Origin of the sequence: Thalassospira lucentensis MCCC 1A00383 = DSM 14000 (genome assembly GCF_000421265.1) — a bacterium.
Lineage (GTDB): Bacteria > Pseudomonadota > Alphaproteobacteria > Rhodospirillales > Thalassospiraceae > Thalassospira > Thalassospira lucentensis.
The window spans coordinates 209407-227675 of sequence record NZ_ATWN01000004.1; the positions used below are offsets into that span (position 1 = coordinate 209407).

Genomic DNA, 18269 nt, shown 5'->3' on the forward strand with positions numbered 1-18269 from the left:
TTCCAGTATGTTGAGCCGGGCGGTAGTGTTTTTCCATATTCAACGATCCGAAATGGAAAAACGACAATGACTGATATAACCCAACAGCCAAAAATCTTTGGCGTTTCAGAGGCGGACCGCAAAGCCATCGAGTTGCTTTACCGGTCGTTCTCTGAAAGTGCGGACCTTCTTGATGAGGCCGTCACCGAAGATTGGCAGGATATTCCACTTGCCCCCGGACAGGAGCCGGGCCGCGATGGCATGAAGCCATTGATCAACGCATTTCGGGACGCCTTTTCCGATCTGCAGATCATCATTCATGAAATGATTGGTGCACCGGGCCGGGTTGCCGTGCGGGCCGAAATCACCGGAATACATCGCGGTGAGTGGTTTGGTGTGGCGGCAACCGGCACGTCATTTTGCATGCCCATTCATGAATTTCATTATGTCGAGAATGGAAGAGTGACCCACACTTGGCATCTTGAAGACTGGCTTGGCTGGTTCTTTCAAGTTGGGGCGTTTCCTGTTGGCGAAAAGGATGCCGCACAATGAAAGCCGTAAAACTTGATGGATACAATGAGGCGCCGGTCATTCGCGACATTGCGATACCCGACATCGGGCCGGATGATGTGTTGGTCCGCGTGCATGCGGCCGCCCTTAATCCACTTGATGTCAAACTCCATAGCGGGGTTTTGCAGGATTACTTCCCGCTTGAATTTGGCTACACGCTTGGCAGTGACCTTGCCGGGACGATTGAGGCCGTTGGCGCGCATGTAACCGGCTGGTCAAAAGGCGATAAAGTCGTTGGCCGTCTTGATCCTGTCAGCGGTGGCGCATTTAGCGAATTGGCCTGCGTTCCGGCCACGCAACTGGTGACAATGCCCGATTCCATGTCGTTCGAAGTAGGGGCGGGTATTCCAACGGCCGCAGGCACCGCGTGGCAGGCATTGTTCGAGATTGGCGATCTTCAGGTCGGGCAGACGGTTCTGATCCATGCGGGGGCTGGCGGGGTTGGCAGCTTTGCCATCCAACTTGCCCGTGCGGTTGGGGCGCGGGTGATTGCCACCGCATCAGGGGATGGCATTGATATTGCCCGGACATTGGGGGCAGATCAGGTGATTGACTATCGCAACGATGATTTCGCGGAGGCGCTTTCTGATGTCGATCTGGTGCTTGACACCATCGGGGGCGAGACGCAGCAAAAATCGTTTGGCGTTTTGCGCCGTGATGGCAGGTTGCTGTCGCTGGTTGCGCCGCCCGATGAGGCACTGGCAAGTGCGCATCATGTCACGGCCAGTTTTGTTTTTCACATGTCCGATGGCGCGCGGTTGCGATCCGTTATGTCGTCCATCGCCACAAACGGACTTAAGACCCTGATCGATCAGACGGTGCCGTTGGATGAATTTGCCACGGCCTTTGCCCGTCAGGCATCTGGCCGGGCGCGCGGCAAGATCATCTTAACGATGGTCTGATCTTTCAAAAAAGCCGTGGCACCAATTTAACGGTGTCACGGCTTTTAACGATACGATGTGGAATGCACCGGCAATCAGGCGGTTGCCGCCTTGCGCAGTTCCTTGTCATCAATTGGTAAGTGAACAAGGGCGGCAAAGACGCCAAGGGCGACGGATGCCCACCACACACCATCAAAGCTGCCGGTCAGGTCAAAGACAAGACCGCCCATCCATGCGCCAAAGAACGCGCCGATCTGATGGGACAGCATGACAATGCCAAACAGGGTGGCCATATAGCGGGGCCCGAAAACCTGTGCGATCAGGCCGCTGGTCAACGGCACGGTCGACAACCAAAGCGCACCCATGGAAGCAGAAAACAGCAAGATGGTTTCAGATGTTTTGGGTGAAAAGATAAAGACAATGATGACCAATGCCCGCATGCCATAGACAAATGACAGGGCATATTTTTTCGGCCATTTTCCACCCGCCCAACCGGCCGTCAGGGTGCCGACGATGTTAAACAGGCCAATCAGTGCCAATCCTTCGGCCGCAACGGAACGCGGCAGACCGCAAAGCTCGGTAAAGGTCGGAAGATGGGTGGCAATCACCGCGATGTGAAAACCACAGACAAAGAACCCGGCATTGAGCAGGACAAAGCCGCGATGTTTGCGCGCCTCGTGGAAGGCGGCGATCAATCCTTGTGGGCCCATGTCAGGCGTGGCGTTCGGGCTGCCTGCTTCGGCCTTGCCGTTCATGGCAAAGGCGGCCGGGATGATCAGCATCGAAATGGCGGCAAGGATGGTCAGGGTCGTGACATAGCCCATCGAGCTGTTGAGCGCCTGTGACGTTGGGGCCATGACAAACTGCCCGACCGACCCGCCAGCGGATGCCAGACCAAGGGCGAAACTGCGTTTGGCTGGGGAAAATACGCGGCTGATGGCGGCAAGCACGACCGGGAAACTGGTCGCACCGACGCCAGTACCGATCAAAACACCTGCCGTGATGTGCAACTCGCCGGGTGACGAGGATGTGCCCATTAAATAAAGACCAAGCGCATAAATAAACGCCCCGACAATCAGGGTGCGCGTGGTGCCAAACCGGTCGGCAAGCGCGCCTGCGATGGGGGCGGAAATCCCCCACATCAGGTTCTGAATGGCAAAGGCCAGACCAAAGGTCGTCGCCGTCCAGCCGGTATCGGTCAGCATGTCGGGAATGAACAGGCCCAGCGACTGGCGCACGCCAAGGTTCAGCGACAGAACCAGACAGCCACACAGCAACACCAGCCACGGGAACCATTTGGTGGCGCGCAGGATGGTCTGGCGGGTGGGGCTATTATCTGGGCTGTCGGGGCGATGGGGCGGCGTTCCGGCGGTGCCGCCGGTATTTTGCGTGGGGCGCATCGATGTTCCTCCGAGGGGCGTTTATTGGCGGCGTTATCGTATTTGGTTTTTATTTTGGCGGCGGGCGCAGTATGCGTCCAATTCATTCGACTTATGATGCTGATAATAATTGTGCATGATCAGGGTTTGATATCGCACCGGCCTTGATCACGATGTCGCCAACCTTGTCGATAATGTCGCAAAGATCACCATTGGAGGCACGCCGTATCAGGGTGATTGCCATGTTCCAGTTCATGCCGGGAATATCAAGAATACGCACCCGGTCCCGCGCCGAACTGTGCATGCAAAAACGGCGCGCCATGATGCCGTATCCGGCCCCGGCGGCGACCATTTCGATTTGCAGTTCAAGGGCGGAGACTTCAAGAACGGAGGTGAATTCAACGTCGTTCTTGTGCGCCCACGCATTGCCAAGGGCGCGGAAGGTGCAGCCTTCGGGCATCAGGACCATGGGGTATTTTGCCAGTTCGGCAATGGTGGTGGGATGGTGGCGGGCCGATTTTGGGCCAATCGCAACGATCTGATCATCAAGCAATGTCTGGGGCTGCAAACTTGTCGGAAGATCGCGGCTTTGAATGCCCCCGACAATGCCGTTCGGCCCATCAAGGGAGAGCATCGCGTCAATTTCACCCCGGCGCAACAGCGGCAGGAGTTCACTTGACCAGCCACTTTTGATGGTCAGTGACATGTCGGGAAAGGTTTGATGCAGTTCACGAAGTTCGGACGCGGCCATAAGGGGGGCGACCCCGTGGCTAAGCCCCAGACGAAAAGGGCCTTGCGGGTTTTTAGCCCCTGAGATGGTGTCGTTAAACCCGTCAAGGCGGCGCAAAAGATCGCGGGCTTCTGTCAGGGCGCGATGGCCGGCTGATGTTGGTTGCAATGGCTTGGTCGTGCGGTCAAACAGCGATGTGCCGATGCGCTGTTCAAGGCGCTGGATACGCCGGGTGACCGCGGGCTGCGTCAGGCCAAGCCGACTGGCCGCACCATGAAAGGATTGCGCGTTGGCAACGGCAATCAGGGCTTCAAGTTCGCGGGTGTCCATGGCGCATTCCTGATCCGTCAGTGATCAGGGGAGTGTCTGGTAAAATCCGATGCCATGCAAGAAATCTATCGAAATTGTGGGTTGATGTGTTTCGCGCATGAGACTTCTAGCTGGCCTGGGCGCGTTTGATCTTGTCTTTATAGACCGTGGATGCCGCCGTATAGCCGCCTTCGCCACCATCGAGAAAATGGAAATGCGCATCGTTGGTGATGGAGGGCACGATACAGGTCATGATGGCGGTGCGTTGACGGTGGGTGCCAAAATGAATGTCGCCGCGCTGTTCAGCAGTTTGCAGATAGGCGTCAATTTCATCGGCCAATGCTTTGCTGCAATTGACCGTCATCCAAAGTCCATCGCCAAATTTGCGAAAATCGGTGTTGTAGCCGGTATAATCGCGGTAGCGTTTCGGATCAAAATCACCAAGTTTCCAGCCGGTCTTCATCAGGATCAGGGCAATCAGCGAAATATAAAGTGCTTTGAGCCAAGCCTTGATATATCCGCCTTCTTTATGGGCCGTGGCAATTGCTTCGAGGCGCAAGCCGGGCGGTGGAAAGGCAAAATCGGGGCCATCTTCTGGAACCGGGCTGCTGTTACGTGGGCCACCATCAAGGATTTTAAACAGCCCGGTGGTCACAGCTTCGAACTTGGCCAGATCATCCTTTGGCTGGACAATAATTGAGACGATCTTATCTGATCCCTCAGCCGTAATGGGCGACCAACGGCATGACAAGCCGGTAAGATCCGGGCGTGTCCCCGGCGGGGCTGGCTGAACCGCGTTTTTCCCATCTTTCATGCGGTCTTCTGCCCATTTCAGACCCCGACCATTGAACATGGCATAGGCGACGGGTTGAGACACCGCATAGCGGGCAACGCGGACATCGCGACCCGTCGCACGGATCGCAGCGATTGAGATCAGTGCAACGCGCAATTCAAAATCAAGGGTTTCGGCCGCCCAGGTTGCCGTGGCGGCAAGGGCTGCGCGCACCGCATCAATGTTATCGGGCGGGCAGGCAAAATTGGCCCCGTCGCCCCCAAAAATAAACGGATAATCGGAATGACCCAAGGCGTTGCTGACAGCGCAAATCACCGACGCACCAACGGTGTTTACATCCTTGAACCGGCCCTCCGCGATGGCCTTGGTGGAGCCGACAATATCGGATGTGCCAATCCACCAGTCATCGGGAAGGGAATGATAAACCGAGCGATCAAGACCCTTGGCGAAATTGTCAAATACCGGAATATCAAGATAGGGATTGGTCACGTCATTCTTCCACGCTAGATGATGTCAAAAGCAATATCGGCACGTGAAAGAGAGCATGGTAAAGGCGGTTTCGACGGCCTTTAGACATATGGCACGCGATCAATAATGCGGCGGTGGTACGTCGTCTTCTGATGATGTACGCATGAAATCGCCCATCCGTTTAACGTCATCTGACATTAATCTATTTCGGCGCTCTAGAATGTCGATGCGATCCCATTGGGATTTAATCATGTCGGACAGGTCATTTATCATGGTGTCCATGTGCGCCATCTTGGTTTCAAGATCGGTAATGCGGCTTTCCGCGTCGTTGTGGCTCATGCTGGCTGGCTCATGCTGGTATCTTCTGGAAATGTGGCTCAATGGGAACTTGTAGTGCCTGCTGCCCTGTGGCAGGAGTGTGCATTCCTGACCGTAACATATTTCGCGGGCCAATGACCGATTTATCCGTACTTGTTTTTACAGGCGTTATTCTGGCCTTGATCGCGATTTACGCCATCAGGCTACGCGTCGTTCCGATGCCAAGTCTGGCCGCAGCACGGGCGGAAATCATTTCCTATATCCCCACCGACACACAGACCGTCACTGATTTTGGATCGGGGTGGGGGGATCTGGCGATCGATATTGCGCGCCATCGGCCCGACATTGCGGTGACGGGTATTGAGCTTTCCCCCGTGCCTTATGCCATTAGCCGGATGCGGGCGATGTTGGCAGCCAAGCCGAACCTGACACTGATCCGGGCGGATTTTCGCAAAATCGATCATGAGCCGGGCGATGTTGTGGTGTGTTTTCTTGATCCCCGGGTGATGGGCGATGTTGGCGATGTGCTGGATCAAAAAATGCGCGCAGGCGGCATTGTTATTTCACGCGCCTTTGCCATTCCCGGCTGGCAGGCCTTTGGCGAGGTCCCGATGAAGTCCGGTAGCGATATTCTGTATCTTTACCGTGTTGGGAAACATAAGGCCGAAGCCTGATTTTGGTTCCTAACCGCCACAGCAACCGGCATTCTTGCCATCAATCTGGACCGGCGGGCAGGGCACGGTACCAAACGAGCAAAACACACAACAATCGCCTGCCAAGGGACGCAGCACAGCGCCGCACCCCTTGCAGTCATAGAAATACTGGCAAGCGTTTGTTGGCATGGTTTCGCATTCCTGATGCCCGCATTGCGGGCAGGTCAGGACGGAAACGGTTTGAACGGTTTGGGGATCAGCCTTCTTCATACACTTTGATCAGGGCGGAATGGTCAAGATCGCCATCGCCCATGCCAATCAGTTCGTCATAGAGTTCAAGTGCTAGACGTGAGAACGGCAGTTCAAGGCCAAGTTCGCCTTCGGAGAATTCAAGCGCCTGATAGAGGTCTTTGCGCTGGGTGACGACTTTGCCGCCCGGTTCGAAATTGCGTTCGATCATGCGTTCGCCGTGCTTTTGCAAGATGGCGGAATCGGCAAAGCCGCCGGTCAGCGCACTGCGCATTTTGGCAATATCGACCCCGGCTTCGTCGGCCATCGAAAAGGCTTCTGCAACCGCGCCAATGGTGATGCCAACAATCATTTGATTGGCGGCCTTGGCAATTTGCCCTGCGCCAACATCGCCGACATGGGTGACCCGTGCGCCCAGAACATCGAACACGCGACGCACACGGTCGAAATCTTCGTCGTCGGCGCCGACCATGATCGAAAGGGTGCCGGTTTCCGCCCCATGTGTGCCGCCTGATACCGGGGCATCAATCCAGCTGCCACCGGCGTCTTCGACCGCCTCGGCAAAACGACGTGTGGCGTCAATCGCGGTTGTGCCCATGTCGATGACAATCGTGCCTTCTTCCATGCCATCAACAATGCCGTCTTCGCCCAGAAGGACGTTTTCAAGGGCATTGGTATCGGCAACGCAGATGATGACGATATCGGCATCCACGGCAGCGTCCGCCGGGGTGCCCGCCGTGGCAATGCCCAGATCCTCAAACGCATTGAGTGTTTCGGGATTGCGAGTGTTGACTGTCAGAACCGCGCCGGCCTTTTCAAGGTTCAACGCCATCGGGCGCCCCATCAAGCCAAGTCCGATAAACGCGATATTTTCCCCGGAAAGAGCGGTCATGATAGCAGTCCCTCATTGGCGGTGGTTAAACACAAACTGCGTTTAAAAAGGTGCGACATTACATGCGCGCACAAATACCTTGGCGTCTTATGACGCAAGGATGTGTCGGTAATGTGGGCAAGGCCATAACACATTGTGGCAGTGCGGGCTGTAGTCAATTGCCTACAGGCCCGAATATCGTCCCAAATAAAGCTGCGATGGCGGGGAATTTCCGGCTGCGCTTTTCTTGGGGGTGCCAAGTCAATGGTCCTGACCCCGGACGTTTTTCTGAAGAACGGAGTGCTGTTTTTGGGTGCTTAAAAGTCGCCGGGTCGGACATAGCGCGCGGCCATGGCCCGCTCAATTGCCGCACCAGCAAGGCGATCAATATCAAGTTTGTGACGCAGCAGTTCGAGTATGCGCAATTCTTCCTGACTGATTTCACCGTCCGACAGAACAATTTCGCAAGCAAAAACATAGGCCGTTTCGCGCAGTTTGCGCGGTAGGGAGTCGCGGATCATCTCAAGCGCACGATCAAGGCCGTCTTCCTCGCCCATCAATGTTGCGCAGTCGCGTGCGACACTTGTCACCGCGTCATTGTCAAAACCGGCAAAAATCGGAAGATAACGGACTCGACGGCCCATCGCAGAAAGTTCAGCATCGGTAATGTCGTTGTCCGATGCGGAAACCATAACCATTGTGTAGATCAAGGCATCATGATGCGAAATCACGTTGGTTGCTCCTTTCCAAAGCGGGTGTCTGAAACACAGTGCGGGCCATGTTTTTGACAGGGACCGTCAAGACATTTGACGGATGTCGCACATGTCTGTGACAACCTCAGGGCAGAAAAATGGTAAGCTCATAATTGTGTTCGGGCAACAGTTAACCGATTAAACTTTCTCGATTTTAATGATTACGTAGTGAAATCGCCTCATTCTTCACGTGCAGATCATATGGGGGCTTTCGCCACACGGTGGAGAAGGGTAAAGATCGGTAAAATAAAAAATGAAGCGGTTACAAAAGAATAGCGTAAACATAGTGACCGCTTGTACTTTCTGGGAAAATTTGCCTTTGCACGGTATGGGGTAGAAGTTATGGTCGCGCAGCAATAACCACAATGACGATCAAATCAGGTATGGGAGACATCAACGCAATCAATTCCGCCGGTACGCTCGCGGCATTGATCAGCAATTTGAGCATGCCATCAGGTGTCTATGACCCTGTCGGCAGGCGTCTGCTTGTCAACTCGGCATGGTCGGACTGGTCTTTCGGGGCTGGTCCTGCGGTCGGGCAAGACGGCTGGCATGCGCTTGATGACGTTGATGACCTGTCGAAAATCCTTCCTGACCTCAGCACTGAAATCCAGATGTCTGACGGCTATTACAGCCGTACGGAGACGAAAGATGGCAAGGACGTTGTTCTGTTTGGCTGGAAGCTACAGATCAGTGGCCGCGAATATGTGCGTTTTCTGGGAATAGATTCCGATATTTCATCAGGCATTGGATCGCTTATTTCGCCGTTGCCTGTTTTGATCTTTGAACGTAACGGGGCCCTGCGTTGTGCGAATAAGGCGGCCGAAAGGCTTGCCCTTGACGTTGGCTTCATAACCCCGCTATCGCTGGCCCATCCAAAGGACCAAAGAGCACTGGTTGCGCCAGACGGGCCGCAGTTCGATACCGATAGTTCGCGGACACTCCATTACGGACAACGGTTTTTCCAATGGCAATGCATGCCGTTGCTTGGGGCCGATCATGTTGTTTTATTCGGGCAGGAACGCACGCGCGAAGAAAGTTATCGACGTGCGCTTGAACATGCTGTTCACGGTATTATCGATCTTGATGCCGACGGGACGGTCACCAGCGTAAACGAAGAAACCGCAGCACTGTTTAATTTTGATACGGTGCGCGAAGTCGTTCAGGCCTACTTACGCCGCCCCGAAACATTTTATGCTCACGACAGCGACCGGGTGCAATTGCGCCGTGATCTGGCGTCGGGCATTGGCGTTCATGCGCGCGATATCGAAATGCGCCGCGCAGACGGCAGTCAAATCTGGGTACGTTTTAATGCCACGGAAATTCGCGGTGAAGGTGGCGGGTTGCTGGGCTATAGCGTGACCATCACTGACATTACCAAAAACCGGCAGGCCGAATATGACCTGCGCCGCCGTCAGGAACGCTACCGGGCGTTGGTGCAGACCGCAGGCAGCGTGATCATGTTCCTTGATTCCGAAGGTCGCATTCTGGAATACAACCGGGAATGCGAATGGACCTTTGGCTATTCCTGGATGGAAGCTGCGGGTCAGAACTTTTTCGATTTCCTACTGGTGCAGGAAGACCGTGCGCGCGTGCGCATGGCGGTGCGCCGGTTGTTATCGGGCGAAATCATCAAGGACGAGGTTTTCTCGTTCAAGCGGCGCGACGGCGAAGAACGCCTGTTGCAGTGGAATGCGCGTGCGCATTTCGGCGAGGACGGCGATATCGCAGGGGTGATTTGCATCGGTCAGGACGTGACCGAAAAGCTGTCGGTCGAACGCGCCTTACGCCACGCCGAAGAAAAATTCCGCGGTATTTTCGAAAACTCCGCCGAGGGTCTTTATCAAAGTATGCCGCTTGGCCCGGTTTTATCGGCCAACCCGGCGTTTGTTTCCATTCTGGGCTATGAAACAGTCGATGAACTGTTGACCCAGGAAAACGAACTTCAGCAGCATTACCTGAACCCGGTAAGCCGCCTGCGTCTGACCGGGCGGTTGTTGCGTGACGGTATTGTGCAGGGCTATGAAACCGAATTGCGCCGTGCGGATGGCCGGATCATCTGGGTCGAGGAAAATGCCCGGCTGGTGCGCGATGAGCGGGGACGGCCAACGGTGATTGAAGGCTCGATCACGGATGTTACCGACCGTAAACGCAGCGAAGCCCGCATCCAGTTTCTTGCCCATCATGACGGGTTGACCGGCCTTCCGAACCGTACACTGTTTCAGGAACGTCTGGCGGCGGCCGTTGAGATCTGCAAACGCGAACGCCGCAGTTTCGTTCTGATGATGTTTGATCTTGATAACTTCAAGGACATCAACGATACGCTTGGCCACCCGATTGGCGACCTACTCTTACAGGGGGTGGGGGAACGCATGCGGGTGTGTCTGCGCAATGAGGATGTGGTGGCGCGCCTTGGCGGGGATGAATTCGCGGTTCTGATCCATGAACCGGGATCGGCCGAAGAAGTGACCTTTGTCGCGCAGCGCCTGATTGAGCGCGTGTCGGAACGTTTCATGCTTGAGGGCAATGAAGTACAGGCATCGACTTCGGTCGGGATTTGCATGTATCCGCAGGACGGGCGCGATGAAAAAGATCTGCTGCGAAATGCCGACCTTGCCCTTTATTGTTCCAAGGCCGAAGGCCGCAACCGGTATCATTTCTTTGAGCCACGGCTTCAGGTCGAGGTACAGGAACGCAAGGCCATCGAACGTGACCTTGGTCATGCGATTGAAAATGACGAGCTTGAACTGTTTTATCAGCCGATCATTGATATGGGCGGGCATCGGATCATCGGGATGGAAGCACTTGTGCGCTGGTTTAGCCCGTCACGCGGTCTGGTCAGCCCGGTCGAGTTTATTCCGGTTGCCGAACGCATGGGCATTATTGCCGATATCGGCAAATGGGTTTTGAACCGGGCCTGTGCGCAAACCCGGGCATGGCGCGATGACGGTTATGGCGAATTGACCATATCGGTCAATTTATCCCCGCTTGAGCTTGCCCGTCACGAGGACCTGATTGAAAGTGTCGGTGATGTGTTGGCGCGTTCGGGCCTTGATCCCCATCAGTTGCAGTTCGAGGTTACCGAAGGTGCGGTGATGGACAACCCGCGCGAAGCCGCCATTACGCTTGGCATTTTGCGCAATCAGGGCATTCGCATTGCGATTGACGATTTTGGTACCGGCTATTCGTCGCTGGCGTATCTTAAACGGTTCCCGGTCGATAAAATCAAGATTGACCGGTCGTTCATCATTGATATCGACAGTTCGGACGGCAATGCGGCGATTGTCCGTGCGGTGGTGTTCCTTGCCCGGTCGTTTGGCATGGCGGTCAATGTTGAAGGGATCGAAACCGAAACCCAGCTTGATCACATCGCATCCGAGGGTGTTGACGAAGTGCAAGGGTTCTATTTCAGCAAGCCGGTCCCGTCGGGCGAGATGGAAATCTTGCTTAAGGCCAATATCAGCGGTGCGACCAAATTGCCGGTCAATGTTTCAGGCAAGCCGCACTGAGTTCTACTGAACGGCATCAGATACCAAGATAAAAAAAACAGGCCCGCCATGGTGTATGACGGGCCTGTTTTTTTGGTTTTACGCGGCGGATTGTTCGTGAATTTCACCCGCGCGTGCCGTGAGTTTTTCCCGGTTGATGTTGACCATCGATGCCAGAACCGGGCTTTTGGCGATGGCCCCCTGACGTTTTAAGTCGGCAATCATCCGGCTGGCGGTTTCGGTGGTGGTAGCGATGATGCTGCCCAGCTTTTCGCGGTTGGGCAGGGTGACTTCATCCTTGTTGGCCGCCCATAACAGGAACCGGCAAATCCGGCGCATGGCCGATCCGGTGCCAAAGCTTATTTTAAGCTGCTGACCGTCCATCACCTCGCTTGCCAGAAGTGACATGATCGCGGCCTGCGTGCGCGGATCATTTTGCTGTGCCATGCGCAACCGGGTGATCGAAATGCGTTTGATCACGGACGGGGCAATGGTTTCGATCACAAGCGACGGATCGGTGACAGACAGCATTTCAAGCCCGATCAGCTCGCCGGGTCGATAGACGCGACACACCTGTCGCTCGCCGTCCTCGGTATATTGGCAGCGCATGGCAAGGCCACTGACCATGACGTGAATGAACGTCCCGTCTTCGGCGTGGTGGCCAATGCAGGCATCGGCGGGCAGGGTAAGAGCAGAAGGTTCGGCAAGTTTTTCCAGAAAAATGAAGGCGTCTGCTTTGTTCATGGGTTTTCCCCCCATTGGCAAAATGGAGATACGCGGCGATTGCGGGGTCGCGTACCGACACCAGTCTATGGACCCGGCATGACGTCCGGGATCGTACCCGTATCGACGGGCAGATATGCCTGTTTCTGATCGAAAACCGGCCTTGCAGATGCACTGGTGGCGTTAAGGGCCAGGCCGATGATCAGAAAAACAGGATTAAATGGCTTTGGGGGGTGCGCGCGGCGATGCTGCGAGCGGGCAGAAGTCATGCAGCCGTGCGGTAATGTGAAGGGCGGTAACCTGATTGGACAGTTTTACGCGGTGAACCAGCGGCAGTTCGGGATGAACCGGCAAGCCAACCGCATGATTACCAAGACCGCAACTGGCACATTGGAACCCCTCATAGCTGTTGGAGCTGTGTGGGGATGTGCTGCCGTCTTCGGCAACGTCTGCCGGAACCGAGATTGTTTTGATTCCGTTTGCCGTACAGATGATCAGTGGAACATAGGTCTGGGCACTTTCCGTGCCGGTGGGAACCGCAGCAAGTGCGACAGGTGCGTGCATGAATCCGAACATCATGGCGTTCACCAGCAACAGCCACCCTACGAAAAGGGAGAGCGTGCGTCGAGCAGCCGATATGTTTTTGCGGGTTACAGACACGAGCTTCGATCCATATTGGAAAGATACGAACTTTCAATAAACCCTGAAAGACACCCTGTCAAAGCCTCGTCGTGTGAACCAGTTATCAGTATTTCTTTATAATGATTTGAAAACGCCGGGTAATGCCCGGCGTTTTGTCATCACGCGGTTGCCTTGCGGGGGGATTGGCCGGTCCAGAAACGGAAGATAACCACCCCGCCAATCGCAACACCACCGCCGATGATGGTCAGAATGTCGGGGGTAATCGCACTCAGACTCCATGCAAGCGCAATGGCAAGTGGCGGCACGAGATAGAGAAAGTTGGCCGCAAGTGCCGGACCAAAATGGCCGATGGCGAAACTCCATGTCGCGTAACCAAGGGAGGCCGAAACCAAACCAAGAAACACCATCGCAGAGATCACCGGCATGGGAGCCGTGCCAAGCTGTGCCAGTCCGTCTGGCAACCACGGTGATAGCCAGAAGGCACCAGTGATCAGGGTCCAGCAGGTGCAGGTGCCCGCCCCGTAACGCGCGATAAGACCGCGTACGAGAACAAAGTAACTTGCCGAGAGGATCGATGCCAACAGGATCAGCGAACTGCCATTACCAAAGCGCATTTCGCCCGGCTGACCCTGTGCGATCAAAAAGACGCCCGAAAAGCTGATGGCCGTGGCAATCCATGCGCGATACCCAAACCGTTCCCGCAAGAACAGGGTTGCCAGAAGGGCGGTCCAGATCGGCAGGGTATTGATGATAAAGCTGGCGGCCCCCGGCGATACGGTTTGCTGTCCGGTATTGAGAAGCCAGTTATAGATGCTGATGCCAATTGCACCGCCAAGTGACAGGCGGGCGAGGTCGCGCACGCGCGGAAGGGGCGGGCGTATGATCAAAAGCCAGATGACGGCCGGGCAGGCGGCAATGGCAAAGCGCGTAGCCGCGAGTGGCAGTGGATCAAAATGACCAAGTGCCAGCCCGATCAGGGGAAAGGAGGCGGCCCATGACAGGACCGTAACCAGTGCGGCGGTGAGGCCAAGTGTGGATCGGGAAAACATCGCATATCCTTTCAAATGCTATGCTGTGTCGTCGTTTAAGGCCGTGATAGCGCGATGAATGCTGTTGACATAGAGCACGCTCAAGGGGTCAGATGTGCATATGGCGCACAGTAATGACCTGACACTTCCTCCACTCGCCCTGTTGCCGGCGGTTCTTGCCGCGGCACGAAGCGGATCGTTTTCGGCCGCAGCAACCGAAATGAATGTCACGCACAGCGTGATCAGCCGGCATGTGTCGCAAGTCGAACAATGGCTGGGCTATGATCTGTTTGAACGCTATGGGCGCGGGGTGCGACCGACCCCGGATGGGCAGCGGTTTTTGCGTGATACGCAATGTGCGATTGATCTCTTGTCACAAGGCGCGCAGCCATGGCGCCAGCGGCGCGGGCCTGATGTCATCAAGGTCAGTTTGCTGCCGTCCTATGCCCGGATCTGGTTGCTGGCACTGGTGCCGCAAATCGAACGCGATCTTGATGTGCGGCTGGAACTGGAAATATCTGAACGGTTGGCAGATTTCACCGGCGGTCAAACCGATCTTGCCATCCGGTGCGGCAAGGGGCAGTGGCAGGGCACGCGATCAACCGTGTTGTTTTCTGATCAGTTGATCCCGTTGATTGCACCGTCGATGCTCGATGGGCGTGATCCATCGGGGCTGGACGCGGCACAGATCGCCGCCATGCCCTTGCTCCATGACAGTGACGCGACCGGATGGCGGCACTGGCTTGACGCGCATGGGGTTAAATTCCGGCAAAAACCATCAGACCGTCGATTTGAAGATTACAGTGTTGTTCTGGCGGCCGCAGAAGCCGGGTTGGGCGTGGCGCTGACGCGGTTGCCGTTTGCGCGTGCCGCCATTGCGAAACATGATCTTGTTGCCTTGCCGTTTGCCCCGGTTCAAAGCCCGCTTGCGACCTATTTGGTGCAGCCGTCTTATGAACAGCGCCCGGCCGTTCGGGACGTCGCGGAATGGTTTGTGAAGGTGGCAAGCGCCTGCAAATAGTGAGTTTTTTCTATCAGCTTTTCCCTAAATAAACTACTTTGGGTTGAAGCTTTTGATGTGCACAGAAGGCAGACAGGAGTAAGCAAACATGACGCAGGTGGTAAATGACGGCACACCGGAAATGAAGGGGTTGCTGGAAAAAGGACGCAAGCGGTTGCGCAATGTTGGTGTGATCCTGCTGGTGCTTGGGGTTCTTGCGGTGGCCTTTCCCTTTGCCACGACGATTGCCTTTAAAACCGTGATTGGCTGGCTGTTCCTGATTGGGGCGATGGGCCATTTTTACGGCGCATGGAATGCCGATACGCCCACCCGGCGCGGCGTTGATGTCATTCAGGGCATTATTTTCGGCTTGATTGGTGTGTGGCTGGCCTTCTTCCCGCTGGGCGGTATTGTGACGCTGACGGTGTTGCTGGCAATTGCCTTTATCCTGCAAGGTTTGCTTGAAATCGTGATGGCATCGCGCCTTCGCCAGTTTCCCGGTTGGAAATGGATGCTGTTTTCGGGCGGGGTGGCGATTTTGGCCGGTGTTTTGATCTTTGCCGAATTGCCAAGCTCGGCCACCTGGGCGATTGGGTTGCTGTTGGGGATTAACCTTCTGTCATCGGGCTTTAGCTATTTGATGGTGTCGTTTGCGATGGGTAAGGTTTCCAAAGTTTGACGTGACGTTGGATGACGCATTTCAGTTTCGCGCCGTACACCATATATCTGATATGACACAAGGGAGACCGTGATGGTCTCCCTTGCTGCATTAGGTTCTGACTTAGAGTCTTATCCCCATGTCATCTCGCCGGTTGCTACTTTTGATCCGATATCGAGTGCAACGCCCATCCCAAGGTTGGGGAAGCGTGTTTCCATGGCCGCTTTGAGCTCTTCTGCATTTGATGCCTTAGTCAGTTCTTCGTCGAAGGCGACCAGGTAGTTCTTGGTGTGCTCAATACCAGCGGTGTCGGTTGTGCTATCGGCGGTCATATGGCCCGCGACAACAATTTTCGGATTGCGGCGTGCAAGTTGATCAAGGATTTCAATCCAATTTTGACGGATTTCTGTGGTTGGCGTGTCGGCTGTCCATACGTGAACGCCCGAGAAAATCAAAACACCGCCAAATACAGCCTCAAGCGATGGCACCCAAAGGTAACGGCGGTTTTCCATGCCTTTGACAGACACAATTTCGATTGTTTCACCGTCAACCGTAAGGGTGTCACCGTCAAACACCTCAGGCATCACAATGTCATCCATGGTTTGAGGCCCATTTTCGCCAAGTTTCGGCCCCCAAACGGAGAGCTTTTTCGCAACATTGCCTTTGATGGCCGCAACCGTTTCGGATGCGGCAATAACTTTGGCATCCGGGAAGGCTTCGTGGATCGGGTTTAAGCTGAAGTAGTAATCGGGGTCGGACTGACTGATATAGATGGTGGTTAGTTTTTTGCCGCTTTTGCGGATGGCATCGACAATGGCGAGCCCGCCAGGATAGGAAAATCCGCCATCAATCAGCACTGCTTCGGTCGCACCCGTCAGCAGAACCGGGGCGCGATAAAAGCCGTTTGGTCCGGCTGGAAAATGTTGCCAGCTTAGGCCGTTGCCGGTTGCGGCGATTGCGCGCCCAAACGGAACCTGTGCAACGGCGGCAAAAGTTGCGGCGGCGAAAGTCGATTTGAGGAGTTCTCTTCTGGTTGGCATGGATGATGTCCTTGTGGTGTCGCGCGTTGAGAGGGCGCATTTGCAGGAGAAGGGCGTTAGGCGCAAAGCGCCTTGAGTTCCTGGGACAGGTGAGCGACATCGCCATACAATAAATTGCTGGCAACCTGCTTTGGTCCGCTTGCGGTTTCGATCAGCAGCGAGGGCACACCGTTTAGTCCGAAACGTTGCATTAGACGTTGCGCTTCTTGGGTGGTGTCCTGATAGGTCGCGTGTAGTTCGTTGGTCGGATGCGCAAACAGGTCTGCCGCGGAGGCAAGATCAAAATCACGTAAAATTTTGATCAATATGTCGTTGTTTGTATTGTCCAGCCCATCGATATACCGCGCGTTCTGGAATGCTTTGAGTACGGTAAATGTGTGTTTTGGTGCGGTCATTTGGACCGCAGTGAGTGCAAGTCCGGCAGGACCTGAATCAAACGATCGGCCCGGCGTTTTCAGAACGTTATTTTGATATGCGGTGCTGAAAACCTGCCCGGTCAGCTTGGCAATACGTTGATCGTTTTTCCACGCATAGGATGCAAAGTTTTCATCCATTACGCGCGCACCATGTCCGGCAAAAAGACCGGTCGGCAAAAGTGTGACAGAGACGTCGGGAAGTTTGCTAAGGCGGGTCATTGCAGGCAGCGCACCATAGCACCAGCCACATAGCGGATCATAAAGATAGAATAACTGCATCGTGAAACTCCTGTTTCGCGAACAATATCCCCTTTTGTATTGGGATAAAATATGGGTTAATAAAACAGACTGTATGGTTTTAGTTTACAAAGGTGTCTGGTGACAAAGGCGGGAAAGCAGTTCAATCTTAATCGGCTGGTGTATTTCTCTGCCGTTGTCGATACGGGTTCATTCACCCGTGCGTCAGATCGTCTAGGTGTGTCCAAAACCGTTGTCAGCCAACAGGTGGCCCGGCTTGAAGAAGAAATCGGGGCAAGTTTGTTGGTCCGCACAACAAGACGGGTCGAACCGACCGAGGCGGGGGTATCGCTTCATGAAAGGTGCCAGCGCATTTTGCGTGAAGTCGATGATGCTTATGGTGAGTTGGCGCAAAACAATACCGAACCGCGCGGTATGTTGCGGATTACGGCCCCGAACGATTACGGGCACTCGGTCATTGCGCCCTTAACGGCGGCATTTTGTGCCAAGTACCCATCATGCCAGATTGACCTTGTTTTGACCGACAGTCGCATTGACCCTGTTCTCAATCAGATTGATCTGGCCATTCGTGTTGGCTGGCTTGACAGTTCGAGTTTGCTTGCCCGGCGGGTTGGCGCGTTTGAACAGTTTTTGGTCGCAGCACCAGACATGGCAGAACTGCCCAATGTCACACAGCCAGAAGATATTGAAAGCCTGCCCTACATCGCCAATACCGCCCTGAAAAACCCGCTGGCATGGGACTTTTCGCACGATGAAAATGGCACGCGATCTGTGCAGGTAAAGGCAAAATTAAGTGTGAATACCACCCCTGCGGCACTGTGTGTCGCGCGTGAAGGGGGTGGGGTATCTGTTTTACCCGATTTTCTGGTCGAGAAAGAACTTGCGTCTGGTGAGCTTGTGCATGTTCTACCCGATTGGCGGTTGCCTTCGGGGGGCATTTACGTTGTCTATCCGGCGATGCGGTTTCGACCGCCAAAGGTGATAGCCTTTGTCGAGATGTTGGTCAAAAAGATCCGGCAAAAGAAACCGTGATTTTTGGGCCGGGTGGCGTGTTGGATTTAGCG

19 protein-coding genes are annotated in these 18269 nt (G+C 54.9%); 7 read left to right on the plus strand and 12 right to left on the minus strand.

What is annotated here, in order from left to right; translation table 11 throughout:
- The first annotated feature begins 66 nt into the window (after window positions 1-66).
- Together K355_RS0110070 and K355_RS0110075 are read left to right on the plus strand one after the other, a co-directional pair.
- Window positions 67-531 (plus strand): ester cyclase, encoded by a 465-nt coding sequence (locus K355_RS0110070; protein ID WP_022732012.1) that lies wholly within the window; start codon window positions 67-69, stop codon window positions 529-531.
- On the plus strand, window positions 528-1451 hold the full coding sequence (locus K355_RS0110075; RefSeq protein ID WP_022732013.1) for an NADP-dependent oxidoreductase: 924 nt from the start codon (window positions 528-530) through the stop codon (window positions 1449-1451). Before K355_RS0110070 ends, K355_RS0110075 begins: the two co-directional genes overlap by 4 nt.
- 74 nt (window positions 1452-1525) lie before the next feature.
- Here K355_RS0110075 and K355_RS0110080 read toward each other — a convergent pair whose 3' ends face one another.
- The 4 genes from K355_RS0110080 to K355_RS0110095 form a co-directional block, all read right to left on the minus strand.
- Window positions 1526-2830, minus strand: coding sequence for an MFS transporter (locus K355_RS0110080; protein ID WP_022732014.1), 1305 nt, complete (start codon window positions 2828-2830; stop codon window positions 1526-1528).
- A gap of 91 nt (window positions 2831-2921) precedes the next feature.
- Window positions 2922-3869 (minus strand): LysR family transcriptional regulator, encoded by a 948-nt coding sequence (locus K355_RS0110085; RefSeq protein WP_022732015.1) that lies wholly within the window; start codon window positions 3867-3869, stop codon window positions 2922-2924.
- Between the two features lie 106 nt (window positions 3870-3975).
- Complete coding sequence (locus K355_RS0110090; RefSeq protein WP_022732016.1) at window positions 3976-5130, minus strand: DUF3095 domain-containing protein; 1155 nt, start codon at window positions 5128-5130, stop codon at window positions 3976-3978.
- Between the two features lie 99 nt (window positions 5131-5229).
- Window positions 5230-5448: a SlyX family protein gene (locus K355_RS0110095; protein ID WP_022732017.1), complete on the minus strand. Its 219-nt coding sequence runs from the start codon at window positions 5446-5448 to the stop codon at window positions 5230-5232.
- 113 nt (window positions 5449-5561) lie between these two features.
- Between K355_RS0110095 and K355_RS0110100 the strand changes: the two genes are divergently transcribed.
- Window positions 5562-6101 carry a class I SAM-dependent methyltransferase gene (locus tag K355_RS0110100; RefSeq protein ID WP_022732018.1) on the plus strand — a complete coding sequence of 180 codons (540 nt, stop codon included), beginning with the start codon at window positions 5562-5564 and terminating at the stop codon, window positions 6099-6101.
- Window positions 6102-6110: 9 nt separating this feature from the next.
- On the opposite strand, the gene K355_RS0110105 is transcribed toward K355_RS0110100, so the two are convergent.
- The 3 genes from K355_RS0110105 to K355_RS0110115 all read right to left on the minus strand — a co-directional run bounded on the left by K355_RS0110105 (window position 6111) and on the right by K355_RS0110115 (window position 7931).
- Window positions 6111-6350, minus strand: coding sequence for a GDCCVxC domain-containing (seleno)protein (locus tag K355_RS0110105; RefSeq protein WP_022732019.1), 240 nt, complete (start codon window positions 6348-6350; stop codon window positions 6111-6113).
- On the minus strand, window positions 6337-7221 hold the full coding sequence (locus K355_RS0110110; RefSeq protein WP_022732020.1) for an NAD(P)-dependent oxidoreductase: 885 nt from the start codon (window positions 7219-7221) through the stop codon (window positions 6337-6339). The genes K355_RS0110105 and K355_RS0110110 overlap by 14 nt, the downstream gene beginning before the upstream one ends.
- A gap of 296 nt (window positions 7222-7517) precedes the next feature.
- Complete coding sequence (locus tag K355_RS0110115; protein ID WP_022732021.1) at window positions 7518-7931, minus strand: tellurite resistance TerB family protein; 414 nt, start codon at window positions 7929-7931, stop codon at window positions 7518-7520.
- A 386-nt stretch (window positions 7932-8317) separates the two neighbouring features.
- Here K355_RS0110115 and K355_RS0110120 point away from each other — a divergent pair, with 386 nt between their 5' ends.
- Window positions 8318-11461, plus strand: coding sequence for a sensor domain-containing protein (locus K355_RS0110120; protein ID WP_022732022.1), 3144 nt, complete (start codon window positions 8318-8320; stop codon window positions 11459-11461).
- Window positions 11462-11539: 78 nt separating this feature from the next.
- Here the strand turns inward: K355_RS0110120 and K355_RS0110125 are convergent, their stop codons facing one another.
- The 3 genes from K355_RS0110125 to K355_RS23730 all read right to left on the minus strand — a co-directional run bounded on the left by K355_RS0110125 (window position 11540) and on the right by K355_RS23730 (window position 13854).
- Window positions 11540-12184, minus strand: a complete 645-nt coding sequence (locus K355_RS0110125) for a Crp/Fnr family transcriptional regulator (RefSeq protein WP_022732023.1) — start codon at window positions 12182-12184, stop codon at window positions 11540-11542.
- A gap of 195 nt (window positions 12185-12379) precedes the next feature.
- On the minus strand, window positions 12380-12823 hold the full coding sequence (locus K355_RS0110130) for a DUF2946 family protein (protein ID WP_022732024.1): 444 nt from the start codon (window positions 12821-12823) through the stop codon (window positions 12380-12382).
- A 140-nt stretch (window positions 12824-12963) separates the two neighbouring features.
- Window positions 12964-13854, minus strand: coding sequence for a DMT family transporter (locus K355_RS23730; protein ID WP_022732025.1), 891 nt, complete (start codon window positions 13852-13854; stop codon window positions 12964-12966).
- A 100-nt stretch (window positions 13855-13954) separates the two neighbouring features.
- On the opposite strand from K355_RS23730, the gene K355_RS0110140 reads away from it, so the two are divergent.
- Window positions 13955-14854 (plus strand): LysR substrate-binding domain-containing protein, encoded by a 900-nt coding sequence (locus tag K355_RS0110140; protein WP_022732026.1) that lies wholly within the window; start codon window positions 13955-13957, stop codon window positions 14852-14854.
- 88 nt (window positions 14855-14942) lie between these two features.
- Window positions 14943-15512 (plus strand): HdeD family acid-resistance protein, encoded by a 570-nt coding sequence (locus tag K355_RS0110145; protein WP_022732027.1) that lies wholly within the window; start codon window positions 14943-14945, stop codon window positions 15510-15512.
- Window positions 15513-15622: 110 nt separating this feature from the next.
- On the opposite strand, the gene K355_RS0110150 is transcribed toward K355_RS0110145, so the two are convergent.
- Window positions 15623-16531 carry an MBL fold metallo-hydrolase gene (locus K355_RS0110150; protein WP_022732028.1) on the minus strand — a complete coding sequence of 303 codons (909 nt, stop codon included), beginning with the start codon at window positions 16529-16531 and terminating at the stop codon, window positions 15623-15625.
- A gap of 56 nt (window positions 16532-16587) precedes the next feature.
- Window positions 16588-17226, minus strand: a complete 639-nt coding sequence (locus K355_RS0110155; RefSeq protein WP_022732029.1) for a DsbA family protein — start codon at window positions 17224-17226, stop codon at window positions 16588-16590.
- A 99-nt stretch (window positions 17227-17325) separates the two neighbouring features.
- Here K355_RS0110155 and K355_RS0110160 point away from each other — a divergent pair, with 99 nt between their 5' ends.
- Window positions 17326-18237 carry a LysR family transcriptional regulator gene (locus tag K355_RS0110160; protein WP_022732030.1) on the plus strand — a complete coding sequence of 304 codons (912 nt, stop codon included), beginning with the start codon at window positions 17326-17328 and terminating at the stop codon, window positions 18235-18237.
- Window positions 18238-18269 lie beyond the last annotated feature (32 nt).

Excerpts from the sequence above, each read along its gene's own strand:
- K355_RS0110070 (WP_022732012.1), top strand. The coding sequence starts at position 67 with ATGACTGATATAACCCAACAGCCAAAAATCTTTGGCGTTTCAGAGGCG.
- K355_RS0110075 (WP_022732013.1), top strand. The coding sequence starts at position 528 with ATGAAAGCCGTAAAACTTGATGGATACAATGAGGCGCCGGTCATTCGC.
- K355_RS0110080 (WP_022732014.1), bottom strand. The coding sequence starts at position 2,830 with ATGCGCCCCACGCAAAATACCGGCGGCACCGCCGGAACGCCGCCCCAT.
- K355_RS0110085 (WP_022732015.1), bottom strand. The coding sequence starts at position 3,869 with ATGGACACCCGCGAACTTGAAGCCCTGATTGCCGTTGCCAACGCGCAA.
- K355_RS0110095 (WP_022732017.1), bottom strand. The coding sequence starts at position 5,448 with ATGAGCCACAACGACGCGGAAAGCCGCATTACCGATCTTGAAACCAAG.
- K355_RS0110100 (WP_022732018.1), top strand. The coding sequence starts at position 5,562 with ATGACCGATTTATCCGTACTTGTTTTTACAGGCGTTATTCTGGCCTTG.
- K355_RS0110105 (WP_022732019.1), bottom strand. The coding sequence starts at position 6,350 with ATGAAGAAGGCTGATCCCCAAACCGTTCAAACCGTTTCCGTCCTGACC.
- K355_RS0110110 (WP_022732020.1), bottom strand. The coding sequence starts at position 7,221 with ATGACCGCTCTTTCCGGGGAAAATATCGCGTTTATCGGACTTGGCTTG.
- K355_RS0110120 (WP_022732022.1), top strand. The coding sequence starts at position 8,318 with ATGACGATCAAATCAGGTATGGGAGACATCAACGCAATCAATTCCGCC.
- K355_RS0110125 (WP_022732023.1), bottom strand. The coding sequence starts at position 12,184 with ATGAACAAAGCAGACGCCTTCATTTTTCTGGAAAAACTTGCCGAACCT.
- K355_RS23730 (WP_022732025.1), bottom strand. The coding sequence starts at position 13,854 with ATGTTTTCCCGATCCACACTTGGCCTCACCGCCGCACTGGTTACGGTC.
- K355_RS0110140 (WP_022732026.1), top strand. The coding sequence starts at position 13,955 with ATGGCGCACAGTAATGACCTGACACTTCCTCCACTCGCCCTGTTGCCG.
- K355_RS0110145 (WP_022732027.1), top strand. The coding sequence starts at position 14,943 with ATGACGCAGGTGGTAAATGACGGCACACCGGAAATGAAGGGGTTGCTG.
- K355_RS0110150 (WP_022732028.1), bottom strand. The coding sequence starts at position 16,531 with ATGCCAACCAGAAGAGAACTCCTCAAATCGACTTTCGCCGCCGCAACT.
- K355_RS0110155 (WP_022732029.1), bottom strand. The coding sequence starts at position 17,226 with ATGCAGTTATTCTATCTTTATGATCCGCTATGTGGCTGGTGCTATGGT.